This window comes from Petropleomorpha daqingensis, assembly GCF_013408985.1.
Taxonomy (GTDB): domain Bacteria; phylum Actinomycetota; class Actinomycetes; order Mycobacteriales; family Geodermatophilaceae; genus Petropleomorpha; species Petropleomorpha daqingensis.
Window position 1 is genome coordinate 2,374,605 of sequence record NZ_JACBZT010000001.1, and the last position, 22,974, is coordinate 2,397,578.

Annotated in this window: 16 protein-coding genes and 1 tRNA gene; 14 read left to right on the forward strand and 3 right to left on the reverse strand. The window is 74.0% G+C overall.

Going from position 1 to position 22,974, the window contains the following annotated elements; genetic code table 11:
• Window positions 1-143 precede the first annotated feature (143 nt).
• The 5 genes from GGQ55_RS11765 (at window position 144) to GGQ55_RS11785 (ending at window position 8,130) form a co-directional block, all read left to right on the forward strand.
• The gene (locus GGQ55_RS11765; RefSeq protein WP_179716902.1) at window positions 144-2,426 is read left to right on the forward strand and encodes a sodium-translocating pyrophosphatase; all 2,283 of its coding nucleotides are present in this window, start codon (window positions 144-146) and stop codon (window positions 2,424-2,426) included.
• A 180-nt stretch (window positions 2,427-2,606) separates the two neighbouring features.
• On the forward strand, window positions 2,607-2,927 hold the full coding sequence (locus tag GGQ55_RS11770) for a hypothetical protein (protein WP_179716904.1): 321 nt from the start codon (window positions 2,607-2,609) through the stop codon (window positions 2,925-2,927).
• Window positions 2,924-4,321 carry an alpha/beta hydrolase gene (locus GGQ55_RS11775; RefSeq protein WP_179716906.1) on the forward strand — a complete coding sequence of 466 codons (1,398 nt, stop codon included), beginning with the start codon at window positions 2,924-2,926 and terminating at the stop codon, window positions 4,319-4,321. The genes GGQ55_RS11770 and GGQ55_RS11775 overlap by 4 nt, the downstream gene beginning before the upstream one ends.
• Before the next feature lie 201 nt (window positions 4,322-4,522).
• A complete protein-coding gene (gene topA / locus GGQ55_RS11780; RefSeq protein ID WP_366489113.1) occupies window positions 4,523-7,363 on the forward strand; it encodes a type I DNA topoisomerase in 2,841 nt (946 codons plus the stop codon).
• The gene (locus GGQ55_RS11785) at window positions 7,363-8,130 is read left to right on the forward strand and encodes a class I SAM-dependent methyltransferase (RefSeq protein ID WP_179716908.1); all 768 of its coding nucleotides are present in this window, start codon (window positions 7,363-7,365) and stop codon (window positions 8,128-8,130) included. The genes topA and GGQ55_RS11785 overlap by 1 nt, the downstream gene beginning before the upstream one ends.
• A gap of 1 nt (window position 8,131) precedes the next feature.
• Here GGQ55_RS11785 and GGQ55_RS11790 read toward each other — a convergent pair whose 3' ends face one another.
• On the reverse strand, window positions 8,132-8,917 hold the full coding sequence (locus GGQ55_RS11790) for a trans-aconitate 2-methyltransferase (protein WP_179716910.1): 786 nt from the start codon (window positions 8,915-8,917) through the stop codon (window positions 8,132-8,134).
• Window positions 8,918-9,157: 240 nt separating this feature from the next.
• Here GGQ55_RS11790 and tmk point away from each other — a divergent pair, with 240 nt between their 5' ends.
• From tmk to GGQ55_RS11810, 4 genes are all read left to right on the forward strand, one after another.
• Window positions 9,158-11,329 (forward strand): dTMP kinase, encoded by a 2,172-nt coding sequence (gene tmk, locus GGQ55_RS11795; protein ID WP_366489115.1) that lies wholly within the window; start codon window positions 9,158-9,160, stop codon window positions 11,327-11,329.
• Window positions 11,326-12,507 carry a DNA polymerase III subunit delta' gene (locus tag GGQ55_RS11800; protein WP_366489117.1) on the forward strand — a complete coding sequence of 394 codons (1,182 nt, stop codon included), beginning with the start codon at window positions 11,326-11,328 and terminating at the stop codon, window positions 12,505-12,507. The genes tmk and GGQ55_RS11800 overlap by 4 nt, the downstream gene beginning before the upstream one ends.
• Before the next feature lie 56 nt (window positions 12,508-12,563).
• Window positions 12,564-12,636 (forward strand) — tRNA-Thr (locus tag GGQ55_RS11805).
• A gap of 129 nt (window positions 12,637-12,765) precedes the next feature.
• A complete protein-coding gene (locus tag GGQ55_RS11810) occupies window positions 12,766-14,709 on the forward strand; it encodes a SpoIIE family protein phosphatase (protein WP_179716912.1) in 1,944 nt (647 codons plus the stop codon).
• On the opposite strand, the gene GGQ55_RS11815 is transcribed toward GGQ55_RS11810, so the two are convergent.
• Together GGQ55_RS11815 and GGQ55_RS11820 are read right to left on the reverse strand one after the other, a co-directional pair.
• Window positions 14,706-15,944, reverse strand: a complete 1,239-nt coding sequence (locus tag GGQ55_RS11815; protein WP_179716913.1) for an APC family permease — start codon at window positions 15,942-15,944, stop codon at window positions 14,706-14,708. The genes GGQ55_RS11810 and GGQ55_RS11815 overlap by 4 nt on opposite strands.
• A gap of 25 nt (window positions 15,945-15,969) precedes the next feature.
• Complete coding sequence (locus GGQ55_RS11820) at window positions 15,970-16,464, reverse strand: inorganic diphosphatase (protein ID WP_179716915.1); 495 nt, start codon at window positions 16,462-16,464, stop codon at window positions 15,970-15,972.
• Between the two features lie 122 nt (window positions 16,465-16,586).
• On the opposite strand from GGQ55_RS11820, the gene dacB reads away from it, so the two are divergent.
• The 5 genes from dacB to ftsH all read left to right on the forward strand — a co-directional run bounded on the left by dacB (window position 16,587) and on the right by ftsH (window position 22,948).
• Window positions 16,587-17,945: a D-alanyl-D-alanine carboxypeptidase/D-alanyl-D-alanine endopeptidase gene (gene dacB / locus GGQ55_RS11825; protein ID WP_218859257.1), complete on the forward strand. Its 1,359-nt coding sequence runs from the start codon at window positions 16,587-16,589 to the stop codon at window positions 17,943-17,945.
• Between the two features lie 38 nt (window positions 17,946-17,983).
• A complete protein-coding gene (locus GGQ55_RS11830; protein WP_179716919.1) occupies window positions 17,984-19,066 on the forward strand; it encodes a zinc-dependent metalloprotease in 1,083 nt (360 codons plus the stop codon).
• A 7-nt stretch (window positions 19,067-19,073) separates the two neighbouring features.
• Window positions 19,074-20,066: a tRNA lysidine(34) synthetase TilS gene (gene tilS / locus GGQ55_RS11835; RefSeq protein WP_179716921.1), complete on the forward strand. Its 993-nt coding sequence runs from the start codon at window positions 19,074-19,076 to the stop codon at window positions 20,064-20,066.
• Window positions 20,067-20,080: 14 nt separating this feature from the next.
• Window positions 20,081-20,650: a hypoxanthine phosphoribosyltransferase gene (gene hpt, locus GGQ55_RS11840; protein ID WP_366489121.1), complete on the forward strand. Its 570-nt coding sequence runs from the start codon at window positions 20,081-20,083 to the stop codon at window positions 20,648-20,650.
• 303 nt (window positions 20,651-20,953) lie between these two features.
• Entirely contained in the window at window positions 20,954-22,948 is a 1,995-nt protein-coding gene (ftsH, locus tag GGQ55_RS11845; protein ID WP_179716925.1) for an ATP-dependent zinc metalloprotease FtsH, read from the forward strand.
• Window positions 22,949-22,974 lie beyond the last annotated feature (26 nt).

A 22,974-nucleotide genomic window follows, 5' to 3' on the forward strand; every position in this document is an offset into this window, starting at 1 on the left:
AACGTCGTTGACGTCTGCACAGCCTGTGACCTCCCTTACAATCACGCGGCGTCCCTGGTCGACGGAGCCCTCCGGCGCGCTTCGGGCGTACACCGTGCCGGACCGGCATTCGCCGGCGGCAGCTGAACGCTCGAAGGAGATCCATGCTCGAGAGTGCTCCACAGTCGGCTGAGAGCGCGTTGTCCGGTGGGGACACGGTCCTGGTAGCGATCGTCCTCGTCGTCGCCCTCGCCGCTCTCGGCTTCGCCGCCTTCCTGGTCCGGGCCGTGCTCGCCGCCGATCAGGGCACGACGACGATGCGCGACATCGCCCGGGCCGTGCAGGAAGGCGCCGGTGCCTATCTGCAGCGGCAGTTCCGGACGCTGGCGATCTTCGCCGTGATCGTCTTCCTCCTGCTGCTGGCCCTCCCGGTCTCCGAGGGCGGCTGGGGCACCCGGCTCGGCCGCGCCCTCTTCTTCCTGATCGGTGCGGCGTTCTCGGCGACGGTCGGTTTCGTGGGCATGACCCTGGCCACCCGGGCCAACGTCCGCGTCGCCGCGGCCGCCCGCTCCGGTGGCTACCGCCCCGCCTTCCGGATCGCCTACCGCGCCGGCGGCGTCTGCGGCATGTTCACCGTCGGCCTCGGCCTGCTCGGTGCCGCCCTGGCTCTGCTGCTGTTCGACGAGACCGCGCCGACGGTGCTGGAGGGCTTCGGCTTCGGCGGCGCGCTGCTGGCCATGTTCATGCGTGTCGGCGGCGGCATCTTCACCAAGGCGGCCGACGTCGGCGCCGACCTCGTCGGCAAGGTCGAGGCGGGCATCCCCGAGGACGACCCGCGCAACGCGGCCACCATCGCCGACAACGTGGGCGACAACGTCGGCGACTGCGCCGGCATGGCCGCCGACCTCTTCGAGTCCTACGCGGTGACCCTGGTCGCCGCGCTGATCCTCGGTCAGGTCTTCTTCGGCGCGGTCGGCATGGTCTTCCCGCTCGTCGTCGCCGCGATCGGCGTCATCGCCTCGGTCGTGGGCATCCTGGCCAGCAACCCCGGCAAGGCCGACCGCAACGGGCTGGCGCCGATCAACCGCGGCTTCTTCACCTCCGCGGTGGTCTCGCTGCTGCTCGTCGCCGCCGCGTCCTTCACCGTGCTGCCCAGCGTCTCCGAGCTGCAGAACCTCTCGGTCAGCCCGCAGGTGCTCGGCTTCCTGGCGGTGCTCGCGGGCATCGTCCTGGCCGTCGCGATCCAGCTGCTCACCGGCTACTTCACCGAGACCAGCCGCCGGCCGGTCCGCGACGTCGCCCGCAGCTCGCTCACCGGGCCGGCCACCGTCGTCCTGTCCGGCATCTCGCTGGGTCTGGAGTCGGCGGTCTACGCGGCGCTGCTCATCGGCGGCGCGGTCTACGTCGCGTTCCTGATCGGCGGCGGCGCCGCGCTCTACGCGGTGGCGCTGGCCGGCTGCGGCCTGCTCACCACCGCCGGCGTCATCGTCTCGATGGACACCTTCGGGCCGGTCAGCGACAACGCGCAGGGCATCGCCGAGATGTCCGGCGACCTCGACGAGGAGGGCGCCCGCACGCTCACCGACCTCGACGCCGTCGGCAACACCACCAAGGCGATCACCAAGGGCATCGCGATCGCGACCGCCGTGCTCGCCGCGACGGCGCTGTTCGGCTCCTACCGGGCGCAGATCGACACGGCGCTGGCCAAGGCCAACGCAACCTTGGGCGACGCGTTCAACCTGGTCTCGGCCAAGACCGTCGTCGGCGTGATCGTCGGCGCCGCCGTGGTGTTCCTGTTCTCCGGGTTGGCGATCAGCGCGGTGTCCCGCGCTGCCGGCCGGGTGGTCTTCGAGGTCCGGGAGCAGTTCCGCACCCGGCCCGGGATCATGGACTTCAGCGAGCGGCCCGACTACGGCGCCGTCGTCGACATCTGCACCAAGGACTCGCTGCGCGAGCTGGCCACCCCGGGCCTGCTCGCCGTCCTGGCGCCGGTCGCCGTCGGCTTCGGCCTCGGCTACGGCGCCCTCGCCGCGTACCTCATCGGGGCGATCGCCTGCGGCACGCTGATGGCGGTCTTCCTCGCCAACTCCGGCGGCGCCTGGGACAACGCCAAGAAGATGGTCGAGGACGGGCAGTTCGGCGGGAAGGGCAGCGAAGCCCACGCCGCGACGGTCATCGGCGACACCGTCGGCGACCCGTTCAAGGACACCGCCGGGCCAGCGATCAACCCGCTGATCAAGGTGATGAACCTCGTCGCTCTGCTCATCGCCCCAGCCGTGGTGGCGCTGTCCGTCGGGGACGACGCCAACACCCCCGTGCGCACGGTCATCGCGCTCGTGGCGGTGCTGATCATCGTCGGCGCCGTGGTCGTCTCCAAGCGGCGCTCGGTGGTCGTCGGCGGCGCGCCGAGCGAGAGCCAGGAGGCGCTCACCACGACCGCTCCCTGATCGTCCGCAGCACCGCACACGCCGGGATCCTCCGGCCGGCCCAGCGCCGGCGGGAGGGTCCCGGTGCCGGTTGTGGACCCGGCCGTTCCCTGTGGACGACGACGATCCTGCCGCCCGCCGCCGCTCCTAACGTCCGGCGCCTCCGGTCCGCACCAGGACCACCGACCACCGGAGGCAGGCATGTCCGCACTCATCTCCGTCCAGCTCGACGCCGTCGCGGAGCTCGCCGCCGAGCTGGCCACGCTGGCCGTCGCGCTCGCCCACGAGGCGCCGCTGTGCACCTCCACCGTCGGCTCCCTCGCCACCGCACTGGGCGGGCAGGAAGGCTTCCTCGCCTTCTCGGCCGGTTCCGGCTGGCCGCAGCTCATCGACGCGGTGGCCGACCGGGCGGGTGCGATCGCCGGCACGCTGTCGACCGCCGTCGACGCCTACCGCACGCTCGACGCGGGGCTGGCGGAGCGGATCTCCGGACGGGTCGGCGTCGCGGCGATCGCCCGATGACCGTCCTGCTCCCGGCCATCGCCGGCTGGGACCCGCCCCTGCTGCGCGGCGCGGTCGGGACCCTCGACCTGGTCACCGACCGGTTGACCGTCTGGAGAACCCGCGTGGAGGCGGTCGGCCGCGCGCTCGAGGCGGCGCAGTGCTGGTCGGGCCCGGCGGCGACCGAGGCGGCCCGCGCCGTCCTCGACCTCTCCGACACCGTCGTGGCCGGCACGGCAGGGCTCCGCGGCGCGCTGGGGGAGTTCTCCCGCATGGTCGGCGCGGCCGCGGAGGCGCAGGAGGCCGCGGCGGCCGCTCTCGCCGCCGGGATCGAGGCCGGGGCGGCGCCGCAGGTGGAGGCGCTGACGGACCGGGCGCTCACGTCGGCGGCCGTCGTGGCCGAGGCCGCGACGGCCGCCGGACGGGCGCTGCAGCCGGTTCCCGACCGGGCCTCCCCGATCGACCTGATCGGCGTCCCCTGGCGTGCCCCGGAGACGGAGGTGCTCCTCGGGCGGCCGCCGGGCGAGGTGGCCGGGTGGTGGGCGTCCCTGCCGGCCGCGGAGCAGCGGCAGCTGATCGCGACGCGCCCCGACGTGGTGGGCGATCTGGACGGCGTCCCCGCCTGGGCGCGCGACCGAGCGAACCGGCTGGTGCTCGAGGCGGCTCTGGCCACCCCCGGGACGTCGGGGGAGGAGACCGCCCGGGCGGTGGCGGCCGAGATCCACCGGCAGGAGGCAGCCGGGCGCCGGGTCCAGCTGTGGACGCTGGACCTGGCCGACGGCCTGGCCGCCGTCGCCGTCGGCGACCTGGACACCGCCGACGCCGTCGCCGTCCTGGTCCCGGGGATCTTCACGACGCCGGAGGACGACCTCGCCGCCCAGGTGGGGAACGCGGCGGACGTCGCCGACCGTGCCGGGGCGGCCGCGCCCGGGCTGGCCGTCGCGGCGCTGGCCTGGATCGGGTACGGCACGCCGCAGGGACCGCTGTCGATCATCACCCGGCGCGACGCCCGGAGCGGCGGGGCTGCGCTCGTCGGTGCCCTCGACGGACTGGCCGCGGCCCGCTCCGCGCTGGGCGGGCCGGCGCCGCGGACCACCGTCGTTGCGCACAGCTACGGCGCCGTCGTCCTCGACGAGGCGGCCGCCCGGCCCGGCCGGCTGGCCGCCGATGCCGTCGTCCTGCTGGGCAGCCCGGGCGGCGCCGCGGACGCCGCCGCGCTCGAGGCGCCCGAGGTCTACGACGCCTTCTCGCCCAGCGACCCGATCTCGTGGGCCCACTGGTTCGGCCCGAACCCGTGGGCGGCACAGTTCGGCGCGACGGAACTACCCACCGATCTCGACACGCTGCACTCGCAGTACTTCGATCCCGGCCGGCCGACCCTCGGGGCGATCGCGCACGTGGTTGCGGGCAGATGACCGCAGGACACGCTCAAGCCGGAGGCCTCGTCGTCCGATGTGGGAACAGCCGGCTCCCTCTGGCGTTTGTGGGGGTGACGGCACGCCCGCGACGGGTCGCCACCCGGCGTTCCGTCCGGGCCGTGGCTTACCGTGGCCCGCCGAGGGGCGCACCGCAGTCGCGTCCGACGCCCGCACCCCCGCACCACCGACAGGAGCACCGTGCCCAGCAGGACCGCGAAGAACGGCAGCCAGTCCCCGAACGGGACCGCCACCGGGACGAGCACGCCCGCCCGGCGGCGCTCCGCCATGTCCGGGGGCAAGCCGCTGGTCATCGTGGAGTCCCCGACCAAGGCCGGCAAGATCGCCGGCTACCTGGGCAACGGCTACGTCGTCGAGGCCAGCGTCGGGCACATCCGCGATCTGCCCCGCAACGCCGCCGACGTGCCGGCCGAGCACAAGGGCGCCTCGTGGGCGCGGCTCGGCGTGGACGTCGACAACGCCTTCGAGCCCCTCTACGTGGTCAGCCCCGACCGCAAGCAGCAGGTGAGCCGGCTCAAGCAGCTGGTCAAGGACGCCAGCGAGGTCTACCTCGCGACAGACGAGGACCGCGAGGGCGAGGCCATCGCGTGGCACCTGGTCGACACGCTCAAGCCGCGGGTCCCGGTCCGCCGGATGGTCTTCCACGAGATCACCCCCGAGGCCATCGCCCGTGCCGTGGCCAACCCCCGCGAGCTGGACACCGCGCTGGTCGACGCGCAGGAGACCCGCCGGATCCTCGACCGGCTCTACGGCTACGAGGTCTCCCCGGTGCTGTGGAAGAAGGTCCTGCCGAAGCTCTCGGCCGGCCGTGTGCAGTCCGTGGCGACCCGCATCGTGGTCGAGCGCGAGCGCGAGAGGATGAACTTCCACGCCGCCGACTACTGGTCGCTGGAGGGCACCTTCGCCGTCACCGGCCGGCGGGCCGCCGCCGACGACGGCGAGCCGACCACCATCCGCGCCCGCCTGGTCAGCGTCGATGACAGCCGGGTCGCCACCGGCCGTGACTTCGACCCGGCCACCGGCCGGGTGACCGGCGACGTCGTCCACCTGGACGAGGCCGGTGCGCGCGGCCTGGCCGCACGGCTGGAGGGCCGCCAGGTCACGGTCAGCCGGGTCGACGAGCGGCCGTACCGGCGCCGGCCCTACGCCCCGTTCACCACCTCGACACTGCAGATGGAGGCCGGCCGAAAGCTCAGCTGGTCCTCGGCGCAGACCATGCGGGTGGCCCAGCGGCTGTACGAGAACGGCCACATCACCTACATGCGGACCGACTCGACCAACCTGTCGAACGAGGCGATCAACGCCGCCCGGCAGCAGGCCCGCGAGCTCTACGGCGACGCCTACGTCCCGGCCGAGGCCCGCCGCTACGCGAAGAAGGCCAAGGGCGCCCAGGAGGCGCACGAGGCGATCCGCCCCGCCGGTGACCACTTCCGCACGCCGGGCCAGCTGGCCTCCCAGCTCGCCCGCGACGAGTTCCGGCTCTACGAGCTGATCTGGCAGCGCACCGTCGCCTCGCAGATGGCCGACGCCGTCGGCCAGACGGTCAGCATCCGGCTGGCCGGACGCAGCAGCACCGACGAGTCGGTGGAGTTCACCGCCAGCGGCCGCACGATCACCTTCCCGGGCTTCCTGCGCGCCTACGTCGAGTCCCGCGACGAGAGCGCCACGAGCAACGGCGACGACGAGCCCGGCACCGACGACGCCGAGCGCCGGCTGCCCCGCGTCGAGCGCGGCGAGCAGCTGGACACCCGCGAGCTCGAGGCGAAGGGGCACACGACCACGCCGCCGGCCCGCTACACCGAGCCCAGCCTGGTCGCGCGGCTCGAGGAGCTGGGCATCGGCCGCCCGTCGACCTACGCGTCGATCATGCAGACCATCCAGGACCGCGGCTACGTCTGGAAGAAGGGCCCGGCGCTCGTGCCGTCCTTCGTGGCGTTCGCGGTCGTGAACCTGCTCGAGCAGCACTTCGCCGACCTGGTCGACTACGAGTTCACCGCCCTGCTGGAGGACGAGCTCGACGAGATCGCCAGCGGCAGCCTCGGCCGGGTCGACTGGCTGACCGAGTTCTACTTCGGCGGCGAGGGCCGGCACGCCGGCGGGATCGCCGCCTCCGGTGGCCTCAAGCAGGTCATCGGCCAGCGGCTGGAGGAGATCGACGCCCGCGGCGTCAACTCCATCCCGCTGCGCGCCACCGGTCCGCTCGGCGAGCCCGTCGTCGTCCGCGTCGGCCGCTACGGGCCCTACCTGCAGGCCGGCGGCGAGGAGGGCGCGCGGATCAGCATCCCCGACGACCTGCCGCCCGACGAGCTCACCTCCGAGAAGGTGGCCGAGCTGCTGGCCGCGCCGTCCGGCGACCGCGAGCTGGGCACCGACCCCGAGTCGGGCCACCCGGTCGTGGTCAAGGCCGGCCGGTACGGGCCGTACGTCACCACCGTCGTGCCCGAGGGCAGCAAGGACAGCCCGCGGACGGCGAGCCTGTTCTCCTCGATGTCGCCGGAGACGGTGACCCTCGACGACGCCCTCCAGCTGCTCACCCTGCCGCGCACGGTGGGCACCGCGCCCGACGGCGAGGAGATCCAGGCGCTCAACGGCCGCTACGGGCCGTACCTGAAGAAGGGCACCGACTCCCGGTCGCTGCCCAGCGAGGGCGCGCTGTTCACGACCACGCTGGACGAGGCGCTGGCGATCTTCGCCCAGCCCAAGCAGCGCGGCCGGCGGGCGGCGGCCACCCCGCTCAAGGAGCTCGGCGCCGACCCGGTCACCCAGGGCCAGATCACCGTCCGCGAGGGCCGGTTCGGCCCGTACGTCACCGACGGCGAGACGAACGCCAGCCTGCGCAAGGGCGACGACGTCGAGGCGATCACCCTCGAGCGGGCGGCCGAGCTGCTCGCCGACCGGCGCGCCCGTGGCCCGGCGACCAAGAAGAAGGCCGCCAAGAAGACCACCAAGAAGGCGCCGGCCAAGACAGGCGCGAAGAAGACGACGGCCAAGAAGGCCGCAGCCCCGGTCTCCGCGGGCTGATGAGCGGCACCGGGTCGCTCGAGCCGGCGAGCTGGGACAGCCGCCGGACCTCGTTCGGCTCGGTCGCCGCGCAGTACGCCGCCCTCCGCCCGAGCTACCCGGACGACGCGGTGCGCTTCCTCCTCGGGGAGACGCCGCGCCGGGTGCTCGACCTCGGTGCCGGCACGGGTCTGCTCACCGAGCGGCTGGTCGCCGCCGGGCACGAGGTGGTCGCCGTCGACCCGTCGGCCGAGATGCTCGCCCAGCTGGCCGCCCGGCTGCCCGACGTCGTCCTGCACGTCGGCGCCGCCGAGCAGATCCCGCTGCCCGACGGCGAGGTCGATGCGGTCGTCGCCGGTCAGGCCGCGCACTGGTTCGACCCCGCCAGCGCGGCCCCGGAGATCGCCCGGCTTCTGCGCCCCGGGGGGGTTCTCGGCCTGATCTGGAACGCCCGCGACGAGCGCGTGCCGTGGGTCGCGGCGCTGGGCGAGCTGCTCAGCGACGAGGAGCGCGGTCACGAGGCCGACCAGACCGTCGTGCAGCGGTTCGCCCACGTGCTCGGCGCCACCGACGAGTGCCGCGAGTTCACCATCGTGCAGACGGTCGAGCCGGAGCAGGTGGTCGCCGGCATCGCCACCCGCAGCTACGCGGCGATCATGGACGCCGACAGACTCGACCGGTTCCTCGGCCGCATCCGCGACCTGCTCGCCACGCACCCCGACACCCGGGGCCGCACGCGGCTCGAGCTGCCGTACGTCACCGCGGCGCACCGGCTGGTGCCGGCCTGACTCACGACGGCCGACGGCCCACCGCGAACACGCGGCGGAACGGCAGCACCGTCGTCCCGTCCGCCCGGCGCGGATAGGCGTCCCGCAGCGCCGCCGCGTAGGTCGCGGTCAGCTCGGCCGCGTCGTCCTCGCCCAGCCGGGCCAGCACCGGCCGCAGCACGGTGCTGCGCACCCAGCCGAGCACCGGGTCCTCGCCGGTCAGCACGTGCAGGTAGGTCGTCTCCCACACGTCGGCGACCAGACCGGCGCCGGTGAGCACGTCGAAGTAGCCCTCCGGCTCCAGGACGGCGTCCGGCTTCGGGGCGACGTCGCCGACCCGGTCGGCCCAGCGGGGACGAGCGCACAGCTCGGTGAGCAGCGCGTGCGTCGGCGCGCGGAAGTTGCCCGGCACCTGCACCGCCAGCTCACCGCCGGGGGAGAGGGCGGCAGCCCACCGGGCCAGCAGCCGGTCGTGGCCCGGCACCCAGTGCAGGACGGCGTTGCTCACCAGGACGTCCACCGGCCCGGACGGCGCCCAGTCGCGGACGTCGCCGGCGGCGAACGGGACGCGGCCGGGCACCGCGTGGGCGGCTGCGGCGGCGAGCATCTCGGCTGAGGAGTCGACGCCGGTGATCCGCGCCCCGGGCCAGCGCCCGGCCAGCGAGGCGGTCAGCGCGCCCTCCCCGCAGCCGAGGTCCACCACGACGGCCGGCTCCGCGGCGCCCACCCGGGCGAGCAGCTCGACGAAGGGCCGGGCGCGTTCGTCGGCGAACCGCAGGTAGATCGCGGGGTCCCAGGAGGCCGTCACCGGCCCGAATCTAGAGGCCCAAGGGCCCCTACCGTTCGCCAGAAGTGCAGGGAACCGTCGTCCTCGACCGGTACCGTGAGCCTGTCCAAGGGGCCGCTCCACCCGCCCCCCTCACTCCCGGGAGCCCCGATCAGGTCCGACCCGCCCCTCCCGGCGCAGCCGCCCGTCGACGGGCCGGCTCCGCAGCCGGACGAGCGGACCGCCGTCCCCGCGGACGGTCTGCCCTCCGGCGGGACGCCGGTGCCCGCGGACGCCCGGGCCCCGCTCGCGGAGCTGCACCCGGGGGACGAGATCGGCGCGGTGGGCCTGGTCGCGAAGATCCGCGCGGTCCTGCGCGTGCGCGACTTCCGCCGGCTCTGGGAGTCGATGGCGCTGTCGAGCTTCGGCGACTGGCTGGGGCTGCTGGCGATCACCGCGACCGCGACCTCGCTGGTCGACAGCTTCGCCGGCAAGAACTTCGCCCTCGGCGCCGTGCTGCTGTTCCGGCTGCTGCCGGCCATCGTGCTCGGCCCGCTGGCCGGGGCGTTCGCCGACCGGTTCGACCGGCGCAAGACGATGGTGGTCGCCGACGTCCTGCGCTTCGGGTTCTTCGTCTCGATCCCGCTGGTCGACAACCTGGTCTGGCTGTTCGTCGCGCAGTTCCTCATCGAGGCGATCAGCCTGTTCTGGATCCCGGCCAAGGACGCCGCCGTCCCGAACATGCTGCGCAAGGACCAGATGGAGCCGGCCAACCAGCTCTCGCTGGTGACCACCTACGGCCTCACGCCCGTGGCCGCGGCGATCGTGTTCGCGGTGCTCGAGAGCATCGGCGAGGCCGTCCAGCTCCCCACGTGGGCCGACGACAGCGACCTCGCGCTCTACCTCAACGCGCTCACCTTCCTGGTCGCCGCGATCGTCATCTGGAACCTGCCGTCGATCAGCGGCCGGCGCGCTCAGGGCGCCACGGTGAAGGGCGAGAGCTTCCTCGGCTCGCTCACCAGCGGCTTCGCCTTCGCCGGCCACACGCCGCTGGTCCGCGGGCTCGTCATCGGGATCACCGGCGCGTTCACCGCCGCCGGGGTGGTCATCGCCACCGCGCAGTTCTACGCGGCGTCCCTGGGCGGGGGTGGCGCGGCCTACGCGCTGCTGTTCGGTGCGGTCTTCATCGGCCTCGGGCTCGGCATCGCGCTGGGCCCGAGCGTCGCCCGCGACCTGTCCCGGGAGCGCCTGTTCGGGGTGGCGATCGTCGGCGCCGGCGTCGTCGTCCTGCTGCTGGCCTGGACGTTCGCGCTGTGGCTGGCATTGCTGCTGGTCGTCTTCATGGGGTTCTTCGCCGGCATCGCCTACCTGGCCGGGTTCACCCTGCTCGGCACCGAGGTCGACGACAACCTCCGCGGCCGCACGTTCGCGCTCGTGCAGTCGCTGGTGCGCGCTGCGCTCATCCTGAGCCTGGCCGTCGTACCGTTCGGGGTAGGGCTGTTCAACAAGCACACCATCGACCTGGGCGCCTTCGCGTTCCAGCTGACCGGCGACCGGATCATGCTGTTCGTCGCCGGGCTTCTCGCCGCGGGGGTGGGCATCATCGCGTATCGGCAGATGGACGACGGCCGGCCGGTGCCGCTGGTCGCCGACGTCGTGACCGCGCTGCGCCGCGACACCACCGCCCGCCGTCGGCTGGCCCGCGGTGGCGTGCTGATCGCGTTCGAGGGCGGCGAAGGTGCCGGCAAGTCCACGCAGGTCAAGCGGCTGCAGGAGTGGCTGACCGCCGAGGGGCTGGTCGCGCGGGCGACGTTCGAGCCGGGGGCGACGCCGTCCGGGGCGGGCATCCGCTCGATCGTGCTCGACCGCGCGCACGCCGGGATCTCCCCGCGCTCGGAGGCGCTGCTCTACGCCGCCGACCGCGCCCAGCACGTCCACGACGTGCTGCGCCCGGCGCTCGACGCCGGCGAGGTGGTGATCACCGACCGGTTCATCGACAGCTCGCTGGCCTACCAGGGCGCCGGGCGGACGATCCCCATGGACGACGTCCGCGGCCTGTCCCGCTGGGCGACCCAGGGACTGGTGCCCGACCTGACCGTGCTGCTCGACCTGCCGCCCGAGGTCGGCCTGGCCAGGGCGCGCGGCCGGGCCGCGGCCGACCGGCTGGAGTCGGAGTCGCTGGAGTTCCACCAGCGGGTCCGGCAGACCTTCCTCGCGCTCGCCGAAGCCGAACCCGACCGCTACCTGGTGCTCGACGCCCGGCAGGCGCCCGAGGAGCTCGCCGCCGCCGTGCGCACCCGCGTCGCCGAACTGCTCTCCGGCCTGCCGCTGCAGACGCTGCCCGGCGGCACCCCCGAGCCGGCCCCGGCCGAGGCGGCCGAGCCGTCGGTCGACGGCCACGCCACGCACCACCCGCACGCCCAGACCGGCCCGACCCCGCAGCTGCACCCGTGACGGCGGTGGAGGCGCCCGCCGGCGTCTGGGAACGGGTGATCGGGCAGCCCGCCGTCGTCGCGGAGCTGCGGGCCGCGGTCGCCGATCCGGCCGCGATGACCCACGCCTGGCTGTTCACCGGCCCGCCCGGCTCCGGCCGCAGCGTCGCCGCGCGCGCGTTCGCCGCGGCGCTGCAGTGCCCCGACGGCGGCTGCGGGCACTGCCACGCCTGCCACACCGCGCTCGCCGGCACGCACGCCGACGTGAAGATCATCGTCCCGGACGGCCTGTCGATCGGGGCCAAGGAGGCCCGGGAGATGGTGGTGGGCGCCAGCCGTGCGCCGTCCCAGGGGCGCTGGCAGATCGTGCTGGTCGAGGACGCCGACCGGATGACCGAGCAGGCGGCCAACGCCGTCCTCAAGATGATCGAGGAGCCGCCGGCGCGGACGGTGATGATGCTCTGCGTCCCGAGCCTGCACCCGGACGACGTGATGGTGACCATCCGGTCCCGCTGCCGCCTGGTCAGCCTGCGCACCCCTCCGGTGGACGCCGTCGCCGACGTCCTGCTGCGCCGCGACGGCGTCGACCCGGCGCTCGCCGCGTGGGCCGCGGCCGCGTCCGGGGGGCACGTCGGCCGCGCCCGGCGGCTGGCGCGCGACGAGGCGGCCCGGCTGTCCCGCAAGGCCGTGCTCGACATCCCGCTGTCGCTGGTGTCGCTGTCGGCGTGCCTGGACGCCGCCGAGGAACTGGTCGGCTCGGCGAAGGAGGAGACCGAGGCGGCCACGTCCGCGCTCGACAGCGCCGAGACCGAAGCCATGAAGGCCAGCCTCGGCGTGGGCGCGCGGGGTCCGGGGATCGCGGCGAGCCGGGGCGGCGCCGGCGCGCTCAAGGAGCTGGAGAAGAAGCAGAAGTCGCGCGCGACCCGGATCGGCCGCGACTCCCTCGACCGGGCGCTGGTCGACCTCGCCGCGTTCTACCGCGACGCGCTCGTGCTGGCCGCCACCGGCGACCAGGCGAGCACGCTGAACCACCCCGACCGGCGCGCCGACGCCGCCGAGCTGGCCCGCCGGCTCGGCGCCGAGGGCGCGCTGCGGCGCATCGACGCGATCCTCGCCTGCCGGGAGGCGCTCGAGCAGAACGTCAAGCCGCAGATCGCGCTGGAGGCGCTCACCGTCGCGCTGCGGCTCCCCGCCGCCTGACCGCGTCCCCTGCGCCGGGCCGCGCGAGCGGTGCCGTAGTCTGTTCGAGCACGTCCGCCGCCTTAGCTCAGTCGGTAGAGCATCTCACTCGTAATGAGAAGGTCGTCGGTTCGATTCCGACAGGCGGCTCGCATCTGACCAGCGCCGACAGGGTGCTGACGCGTCCTCGCCCGGACGTCGACGGGGCACGGTCTGGAACCTCCCGGCAGGTTGTGCGAGAGATGACGGCGCGCAATACCGTGTCCTGGTGATCGGTTCGTGAGCGGGGACGCGGGCTGGTCGGCAGGTGAACTCGACCCGGCCGGTATGGCCGAGGTCCTGGGGCAGTTCCCGTCGTTCATCGCCGTGTACGAGGGCAAAGATCTGTGCTGCGTGTTCGCGAACGAGGCGGCGAAGGCGATCGTCGACGGTCGCGAGTTCGTCGGGCTGCCGCTGCGCACGGCTCTCCCCGAATTCGTCGACCAGGGCATCGCCGCGCTGGTCGAGGGCGTCTACGAGTCGGGCGCACCGGCCCAGGCACGCGAGTGGCGGGTGCAGATGATGCCGCCGGGAGGCACGGAGCCGGTCGAGGTCTTCGCCACCTTCGACGCCTCGCCGTGGCGGGCGCCCGACGGCAGCCTGCGCGGCGTGATCACCACCGGGAACCTGGTCACCGACATGGTGCAGGCGCGCCTGGCGGCCCGTGCCGAGGCGGAGGAGAGCGAGCAGCGCTACCGCCGCGCGCAGGCCGACGTGGTGGCCCTGCAGCAGACCCTGCTCCCGTCGCACCTGCCGGTGCTGCCGCGCACGGCGCTGGCCGCCCACTACCTGGTCGCCGCGACCGACCACGCCGCCGGTGGCGACTGGTTCGACGCCCTGCGGCTGCCGGACGGCCGGCTGGCCCTCGTGGTCGGGGACGTCGTCGGGCACGGCATCGAGGCCTCGGCCGCCATGGGGCAGCTGCGGGCGGTGCTGCGGGAACTGCTGCACACCACCCCCGACCTCGGCACCGCGCTCGCCCGGCTCGACGCCTTCGCGGCCGGCGTCCCGGCGGCCAGGGCGGCCACGGTCTGCGTCGTGCTGCTCGACCAGGGGACGGGGGAGCTGCGCTACTCCAGGATGGGGCACCCGCCGCCGCTGGTGGTGGACGGTCCCGACGCGAGCCGCTACCTCGCCCCGACCGGGTCCGGCCCGCTCGGCACCTCGGCGGCGGTCCCGGAGGTGGCCGAGGACGTGCTGGCCCCGGACGAGCTCCTGCTGCTGTTCAGCGACGGCCTGGTCGAGCGCCCTGGCCGCAGCACGACCGAGGGCTTGACCGAGCTGCGCCGGCTCGCCACGGCGGCGCTGGCCAACCGGGTGCTCCCGGCGGGCGCCCCGGAGTCGGCGGTGGACCGGGTCTGCCAGCAGTGCGTGGAGGTCCTCACGCGCTCCGGGCACGACGACGACGTGACCGTGCTGGCCGCGCAGCTGCGCGCCGTCCCACCCGCACCGCTGCACCGCGAGGTCGGCAGCGGAGCCGAGCTGCGCGCGCTCCGGTCCGAACTCGGCCGGTGGCTGGTCGACCTCGGCGCGGACGCCGACGACGTGGCCGCGCTGCAGCTCGCGGTGACCGAGGCGGTCAGCAACAGCATCGAGCACGGCTACGGCAACCGCGGGGGGACCGTCCGGGTCGAGGCGGAGCTGGAGGAGAGCGGCCGGCTGCGGTGCTCGGTCAGCGACCGGGGGCACTGGCGGAACCCGCCCCTCGATCCCGGGTACCGCGGTCGCGGGCTGGCCATCATCAGCGCGCACACCGACCGGTACAGCATCGACCGGCGGGGGGACGGCACCGTCGCCGTGCTGGAACGCGAGCTGCACCACCCCGCCGTGCTCGCCTCCGGCAGCGCCCGCCCGGCCCCGCCGGACGACGCCGAACCGCCCTTCTCCACCGAGACCACCGAGGGCGACCCGGTGCGGGTGACCGTCAGCGGGGCCGTGGACATCACCACGGCCGAGCGCCTCGCCGCGACCCTGCGCGGCGCCTCGCGGGCCGGTGCGCTGCCGCTCGAGGTCGACCTGACCGGCGTCACCCAGCTGGCCAGCGCCGGGGTCCAGGCGCTGCACCAGTTCATCGACGGGTGCGCGGTGGGCCGGGACGGCCTGGCGATCATCGCCCCGGCCGGGTCGGTGGCCCGCTCCGTGCTCGAGCTCGTGGGGTTGGGGGACCGCGTCCGGCCGGCCTAGCCGCGGCCGGAGACGGATCGCCGCACGACCCACCACAGCGCGCCGACGGTCAGGACGGCGACGCCCGAGATCACCGCGGCCGCCGGCAGGCTGACCGCCACGACGAGGCACCCGACCAGCCCCAGCGCCGGCACCACCCGGGTGCCGCGGTCGCGGTCCAGAGTGAGCGCCGAGGCGTTGGCGATCGCGTAGTACGCCAGCACCGTCACCGACGAGAAGCCGATCGCGCCGCGCACGTCCACGAGCAGCACGACGGCGACCACGACGGCCCCGACCGCCACCTCGGCGCGGTGCGGCACGCCGTACCGGGGGTGCACCGCGGCCAGGGCGTGCGGCAGGTGCCGGTCGCGGGCCATGGCGAACGTCGTCCGCGACACCCCGAGCACCAGCGCGAGCAGCGAGCCCAGCGCGGCCACCGCCGCCCCGACGCGGACCACCGGCACCAGCCAGGACCACGGGGTCGCCTGGACGACGGCGACCAGCGGTGCGTCGGAGCCGCCGGCACCGTCCGGGCCGAGCACGGCGAGCACCGTGACCGCCAGCGCGGCGTACACGACCAGCGCGATGCCGAGCGCCAGCGGGATCGCACGGGGGATGGTGCGGGCCGGCTCGCGCACCTCCTCGCCGAGCGTCGCGATCCGCGCGTAGCCGGCGAAGGCGAAGAACAGGAACCCGGCCGCCTGCAGCACACCGAGCACGCCGTGCCCCGTCACCGGCGTGAGGTGCGCCGCCTGCGGGTCGCCACCGGCCCAGCCGGCGACGACGACGGCGGCCAGCACGCCCAGGACGACGGCCACGATCACGCGGGTGACCAGTGCGCTCTTGTGCACGCCGAACCAGTTCAGCGTGGTCAGCGCCACCACCGCGGCCACCGCGATCGGCCGCACGAGCGACGGCGCGAGGTAGGCGCCGACGGTCAGGGCCATGGCCGCGCAGCTGGCGGTCTTGCCGACGACGAACCCCCAGCCGGCGAGGTAGCCCGAGAAGGGACCGAGCCGCTCGCGGCCGTAGACGTACGTGCCGCCGGACTCCGGGTAGAGGGCGGCCAGCCGGGCGGACGACGTGGCGTTGCAGTACGCCACCACCGCGGCGACGGCCAGGCCCAGCAGCAGGCCCGCGCCGGCCGCACGGGCGGCCGGCGCGAACGCGGCGAAGACGCCGGCGCCGATCATCGACCCCAGCCCGAGGACGACCGCGTCGCCCAGGCCGAGCCGTCGGGTCAGCCGGTCGTCCATGTCCCCGGAGTGGAGGACGACCAGGTCAGGTGTGGTAGTTCTCGGCCTTCGCGCGCTCCAGGGAGGCGTTGATCTCCTCCTCGGCGCTGCGCCGGTCCACCCACTCGGCACCCTCGACCGACTTGCCCGGCTCGAGGTCCTTGTAGGTCTCGAAGAAGTGCTGGATCTCCAGCCGGTCGAACTCCGACACGTCGTTGATGTCGGTCAGGTGCGCCATCCGCGGGTCGGTGGCCGGCACGCACAGGACCTTGTCGTCGCCGCCCTTCTCGTCGGTCATCCGGAACATCCCCAGCGCCCGGCAGGTGATCAGGCAGCCCGGGAACGTGGGCTCCTCGAGCAGCACCAGCGCGTCGAGCGGGTCGCCGTCCTGACCGAGGGTGTTCTCGATGTAGCCGTAGTCGGCCGGATAGCGGGTGGAGGTGAACAGCATCCGGTCCAGCCGGATGCGTCCGGTTGCGTGGTCCAGCTCGTACTTGTTTCGCTGGCCCTTCGGGATTTCGATCGTCACGTCGAACTGCACCGCCGTAGTGTGTCCCACGGCGACCCCGTCGAACCGACGCAGGGTCCCGGTAGGGGGTGGGCACCATCACGTCGAGCGGTTCGACGGTTGTCACAGCGAACTACTCGAGGTTCCGGCGCCGGATGGTCCTCCTCGCTGTGCTCGTCGTCGTCCTGGTCGTCGGCGGCGTCGCGACGCTGTTCATCGTCAGCAGGGACGACGCCGCCACCCCCGAGGTCGCGGCGGCCGCGTCCGCGAGCCTGCCGAACCTCGGCAGCCCCACCCCGGTGCTCGCCGCGCTGTCCTCCGACGCCCCCGCCCCGGCGCCCGACGCGCTCGCGGCGGAGCTGACCCCGCTGCTGGCCTCGCCCGCGCTCGGCACCGGCGTCTCCGCCGAGGTCGTCGACGTCGCCACCGGGAACAGCCTCTTCGACCAGGACGGCGCCGCCCCCTCGACGCCGGCCTCCACGGCCAAGCTGCTCACCAGCGTCGCCGTGCTGACCACCCTCGACCCGTCGGACACCCTCGAGACCAAGGTCGTCGCCGGCACCGATCCCGGGCAGGTCGTGCTCGTCGGCGGGGGTGACCCGACGCTGTCCACGACGTCGCCGTCCAGGACCTACCCCGGCGCCCCGACGATGGCCGACCTCGCCACCCAGGTGCTCGCCGCCGTCCCGGCCGGCACGGCGATCACCAGCGTCGTCGTCGACAACTCGCTCTACACCGGCCCGCTCACCGCGAGCGGCTGGGGCGCCGGTGACGCCCCCTCGAGCTACGCCGCCCCGGTCACCGCCACCGCCGTCGACGGCGCGCGCGTCACGCCGGGCGCCGACGCCCGCAGCGGCCAGCCGGGCATCGACGCCGGCGCCGCCCTGGCCGACGCCCTGGGGGCCCCGGGCGCCGCGATCACGCTCGGGACGGCGCCCGCCGGAGCCAAGACCCTCGGCACGGTGCACTCCGCGCCGATCGCCCGGCTGGTCGAGCAGGCGCTGTCCCAGTCGGACAACATGCTGGCCGAGGCGCTGTCCCGGCAGGTCGCCATCGCCCGGAACCTGCCCGCGTCCTTCGAGGGGTCCGCCCAGGGGGTCATCGCCGCGCTCAAGGCCGCCGGCGTCGACACCTCCGGCGTGCAGCTCTTCGACGGCAGCGGCCTCTCCCAGAGCGACCGCGTGCCGGTCACGCTGCTCACGAAGCTGATCACCGACGCCGCCGACGGCACGCTGCCCGAGGCCGCGCCGATCCTGTCCGGGCTCGCGGTGGCCGGCTACGACGGCACGCTCGCCGACCGCGGGGACGACGACCCGGCCACCGCGCCCGGCGCGGTGCGGGCCAAGACCGGCACGCTGCTCGGCGTCAACGGCCTGGCCGGCACCGTCGTGACCGAGGACGGCCGGCTGCTGGCCTTCGCGATCCTCGCCGACGACGCCACCGGCAGCGTGGCCGGCGCGGAGAGCGCGCTCGACGAGGTCGCGACGACGCTGGCGGAGTGCGGCTGCCGCTAGCAGGGCCGAGGCCTGGGAATCGCGCGTAGGTTGGGGCGATGAGCAGCCCCACCTCGATGGTCGACTGGGACCTCGCCGGTCGCACTGCCCGCAAGCTGGTCGGCCCCGGGCCCGAGACCACCCGCGAGGACGCCGCCGCCGTCGTCCGCGAGCTGCACGAGGCAGCCGCGCGCGCCGTCGCGCACGTCGAGGGCCTGACCGGCCTGAAGCCCGCCGAGGGCGGCCCGATCCCCGAGGTCGCCGTCGTCGACCGCCCGGGCTGGATCGACGCCAACACCGCCGGCATGGCCGCGCTGCTCACCCCGCTGGTCGACGCCCTGGCCGACAAGCAGGGCAGCCGCCCCGGGCCGGTCGCCTCCGCGATCGGCTCCAAGGCCACCGGCGTGCAGGCCGGCGGCATCCTCGCGTTCCTGGGCTCGCGGGTGCTCGGCCAGTACGAGGTCTTCGGCAGCGGCGGTCGGCTGCTGCTCGTCGCGCCGAACATCGTCGACGCCGAGCGCAAGCTGGGCGTCGACCCGAGCGACTTCCGGCTCTGGGTGTGCCTGCACGAGGTGACCCACCAGTTGCAGTTCACCGCGTTCCCGTGGCTGAAGGCCCACCTGGAGACCCAGATCGCCGAGTTCGTGGAGGCCACCGACCTCACCCCCGAGGTGCTGCGCGAGCGGCTCGGTGACCTGATGCGGAGTCTCGGCGACGCCGTCCGCGGCACCGACGGCGAGAGCGAGGGCCTGCTCGCGCTGGTCCGCGACCCGAAGCAGCGGGAGATCCTCGACCGGGTCACCGCGGTGATGAGCCTGGTCGAGGGGCACGCCGAGTACGTGATGGACGGCGTGGGGCCGGACGTCGTCCCGTCGGTGAAGACGCTGCGCAAGCGCTTCGCCCAGCGGCGCAAGGGCCGCGGCCCGTTCGACCGCGTGCTGCGCCGGCTCCTGGGCCTGGAGCAGAAGATGAAGCAGTACGCCGACGGGCGGACCTTCGTCGGCGGTGTGGTCGACCTGGTCGGCATGCAGGGCTTCAACCGCGTCTGGGAGGGCCCGGCCAACCTCCCGATGATCGACGAGCTGACCAACCCGCAGAAGTGGGTCGACCGGGTGTTCGGCCGGCCCGCGATCACCGCCTGAGGTCCTCGTGGTCGGGCCGAGCCCGGCGGTCGCGCAGCTGCGCAGCGCCGTCCGCCCGGGGCTGACCCGTTCGGCGCGGCCGGTGCTGGTGGCATGCAGCGGGGGAGTGGACTCCCTCGCCCTGGCCGCGGCGGTCGCGTTCGAGGCGCCGCGGGCGGGGGTCCCGGCCGGGGCGGTCACCGTCGACCACGGTCTGCAGGCGGGTTCCGCGGAGCGGGCCGAGGCCACCGCGGACCTGCTGCGCAAGCTCGGCCTGGCGCCGGTCGACGTCCTGACCGTCGCCGTCGGGACCGACGGCGGCCCCGAGGCCGCCGCCCGGACCGCCCGGCTGTCCGTGCTGGAGGCGGCCGCCGGCGAGGCCCGGATCGCGCTCGGGCACACCCTCGACGACCAGGCCGAAACCGTGCTGCTCGGTCTGGGCCGCGGGTCGGGGCCCCGCTCGATCGCGGGGATGGTCGAGGAGCGCGGTGTCTGGTGGCGGCCGCTGCTCGGCGTGCGCCGGGCCACCACCCGGCTGGCCTGCGCCGACCAGGGGCTACCGGTGTGGGACGACCCGTGGAACGCCGACCCGGCCTACACCCGGGTCCGGCTGCGCGCCGAGGCGCTGCCGCTGCTGGAGGAGATCCTCGGGGGCGGCGTCGCCCCGGCGCTCGCCCGCACCGCCGCGCAGCTGCGCGAGGACCTCGACGCCCTCGACGGGCTGGCCGCCGCCGAGCACGCCCGGCTCGTCGCACCGGACGGCCTCGACGCCCGCGGGACGGCGGACCTGCCGGCCGCGCTGCGCCGCCGCGTGCTGCGCGCGTGGCTCCGGGACAGCGGCGTGCCCGACGTCCAGGCCGTCCACCTGCACGCCGTCGACGCCCTCCTCGTCGGATGGCACGGGCAGGGCCGGGTGGACCTACCCGGCGGTGCGGGCGTGGTCCGGGCGTCTGGCAGGCTGGTGCTGCGGCCCGGGGGATCGGGCGCGAACCCGAGGCACCACGAGGAGCACCGTCCGTGACAGAGCCTGCGACCGTGACCGGAGCGCTGGGGAACGACCACGGCTACGGCCCCGACATCGACCACGTGCTGCTCACCGAGGAGCAGATCCAGGTCAAGATCGCCGAGCTCGCCGCGCAGATCGCCCGCGACTACGCCGGCAAGGAGGTCCTGCTCGTCGGCGTCCTCAAGGGCGCCGTGCTGTTCATGAGCGACTTCGCCCGGGCGCTGCAGCTGCCCACCCAGATGGAGTTCATGGCCGTCTCGTCCTACGGCTCGGCGACCAGCTCCTCCGGCATCGTGCGGATCCTCAAGGACCTCGACCGGGACATCACCGGCAAGCACGTGCTCGTGCTCGAGGACATCATCGACTCCGGGCTGACGCTGTCCTGGCTGCTGAAGAACCTGGGCGGCCGGCAGCCGGCATCCCTCGAGGTCTGCGCGCTGCTGCGCAAGCCCGACGCGGTCAAGGTCGAGGTGCCGGTGAAGTACATCGGCTTCGACATCCCGAACGAGTTCGTCATCGGGTACGGCCTCGACTACGCCGAGCGCTACCGCGACCTGCCCTACATCGCGACCCTGCGCCCCGAGGTCTACTCCGCATAACTGGTCGCCCTACCGGGCGACACCCGCGGCCAGGTGCCGTCCCCCTGCTGCGTAGAGCCCCTTCGGGTGTCCCGGTCGGGGACCCTGCGGGCCCCGCGCCCGGGTCACCCCCTCGCGGGGGCGGCCTCCTTCTTTTGGTCCTTTCACCCCTCACGACCAGGAATCGCACAGCGTCCCCGGTGTACCGTCGAACCCGACGACGCCGAGCCGCGCGCCGGGGTGACCGCCCGGGTCGCCGGTGGCGTCCCCGGACGATCAGGAGGGTCGACGGGCAGCCGGGCTCCGGCAGCCCGGTCTCGGTGTATGGAACGTAAGAAGCTCTTCCGATCCGTGTGGTTCTGGGTCGTCCTCGTCGTGCTCGTGGCCGTCGCTTTCTCCTCCCTCTTCCGCGGCAACGGGGGGTACACGGACGTCTCGACGTCGGTCGCCCTGGAGCAGCTGCAGGACGGCAACGTCAGCCACGCGACGATCAACGACAAGGAGCAGACCCTCAACCTCGACCTGAAGAAGCCGGTCGACGGGTCCTCCAAGGTCACCGCGTCGTACCCGATCGGCGGCTCCGACGACGTCTTCGCCCTGGTCTCGGGCACCGGCAGCGACAACGGCGACGGCGTCCCGTTCGACACGAACGTGACGCAGGAGAGCGTCTTCGTCTCGATCCTGGTCAGCTTCCTGCCGTTCGTCGTCCTCCTGCTGCTGCTGTTCTGGCTGTTCAACTCCATGCAGGGCGGCGGCCGCGGTGTCATGGCCTTCGGCAAGTCCAAGGCCAAGCAGGTCACCAAGGACACCCCGAAGACGACGTTCGCCGACGTGGCGGGTGCCGACGAGGCGGTCGAGGAGCTGCAGGAGATCAAGGACTTCCTGCAGAACCCGGTCAAGTTCCAGGCCGTCGGCGCGAAGATCCCCAAGGGCGTGCTCCTGTTCGGCCCGCCCGGCACCGGCAAGACGCTGCTCGCCCGCGCGGTCGCCGGCGAGGCGGGCGTCCCGTTCTTCTCGATCTCCGGTTCCGACTTCGTGGAGATGTTCGTCGGCGTCGGCGCCAGCCGCGTCCGCGACCTGTTCGAGCAGGCCAAGCAGAACGCCCCGGCGATCATCTTCGTCGACGAGATCGATGCCGTCGGCCGGCACCGCGGCGCCGGCATGGGCGGCGGCCACGACGAGCGCGAGCAGACCCTCAACCAGATGCTCGTCGAGATGGACGGCTTCGACGTCAAGGGCGGCGTGATCATGATCGCCGCGACGAACCGGCCGGACATCCTCGACCCCGCCCTGCTGCGCCCGGGCCGCTTCGACCGGCAGATCGCCGTCGACCGCCCCGACCTCGAGGGCCGCAAGGCGATCCTCTCGGTGCACGCGAAGGGCAAGCCGCTCGCGCCCGACGTCGACCTCGAGACCGTCGCGCGTCGCACGCCCGGCTTCACCGGTGCCGACCTGGCCAACGTGCTCAACGAGGGGGCGCTGCTCACCGCGCGCAACAACCGCTCGGTCATCGACGACGCGACCCTCGAAGAGGCGATCGACCGCGTCATCGCCGGCCCCGAGCGCAAGACGCGGGCGATGAGCGAGAAGGAGAAGAAGGTCACCGCCTACCACGAGGGCGGCCACGCCCTGGTGGCGCACGCGCTGCCCAACCTGGACCCCGTGCACAAGGTGACGATCCTGCCGCGCGGTCGCTCGCTGGGGCACACGCTCGTCCTGCCGACCGAGGACAAGTACACCCAGACCCGCTCGGAGATGATCGACACGCTCGCGTACGCGCTGGGCGGCCGGGCGGCCGAGGAGCTGGTCTTCCACGAGCCGACCACGGGCGCGGGCAACGACATCGAGAAGGCCACCGGCATGGCCCGCGCGATGGTCACCCAGTACGGCATGAGCGCCAAGCTGGGCGCGGTGAAGTATGGCCGCGACGACTCCGAACCGTTCCTTGGCCGCGACATGAGCTCGCACCCGGACTACTCCGAGGCGGTCGCCGCCGACATCGACGCCGAGGTGCGCGCGCTGATCGAGGCCGCGCACGACGAGGCGTGGGAGATCCTCGTCGAGTACCGCCAGGTGCTCGACAACCTGGTGCTCGAGCTGATGGAGAAGGAGACGCTGTCCAAGGAGGACATGGCCCGCATCTGCGCGCCGGTCCAGAAGCGTCCCTCGCTGGCCCCGTACAACGGCTTCGGCAAGCGCACCCCGTCCGACCAGCCCCCGGTGCTCACCCCGGCCGAGCAGGCCGCGCAGAACGGGAACGGTCACGTGAACGGCGAGAACTCGCCGATCGGCGACGTCGGCGCACCCGCTCAGAGGTGAGCGAGCTCGCGAGCTCACCCATGGAC

Bases quoted from the DNA above. Each gene is read 5' to 3' on its own strand.
- GGQ55_RS11765 (WP_179716902.1), top strand. From the start codon at position 144: ATGCTCGAGAGTGCTCCACAGTCGGCTGAGAGCGCGTTGTCCGGTGGG.
- GGQ55_RS11770 (WP_179716904.1), top strand. From the start codon at position 2,607: ATGTCCGCACTCATCTCCGTCCAGCTCGACGCCGTCGCGGAGCTCGCC.
- GGQ55_RS11775 (WP_179716906.1), top strand. From the start codon at position 2,924: ATGACCGTCCTGCTCCCGGCCATCGCCGGCTGGGACCCGCCCCTGCTG.
- GGQ55_RS11785 (WP_179716908.1), top strand. From the start codon at position 7,363: ATGAGCGGCACCGGGTCGCTCGAGCCGGCGAGCTGGGACAGCCGCCGG.
- GGQ55_RS11815 (WP_179716913.1), bottom strand. From the start codon at position 15,944: ATGGACGACCGGCTGACCCGACGGCTCGGCCTGGGCGACGCGGTCGTC.
- dacB (WP_218859257.1), top strand. From the start codon at position 16,587: ATGGTCCTCCTCGCTGTGCTCGTCGTCGTCCTGGTCGTCGGCGGCGTC.
- GGQ55_RS11830 (WP_179716919.1), top strand. From the start codon at position 17,984: ATGAGCAGCCCCACCTCGATGGTCGACTGGGACCTCGCCGGTCGCACT.
- ftsH (WP_179716925.1), top strand. From the start codon at position 20,954: ATGGAACGTAAGAAGCTCTTCCGATCCGTGTGGTTCTGGGTCGTCCTC.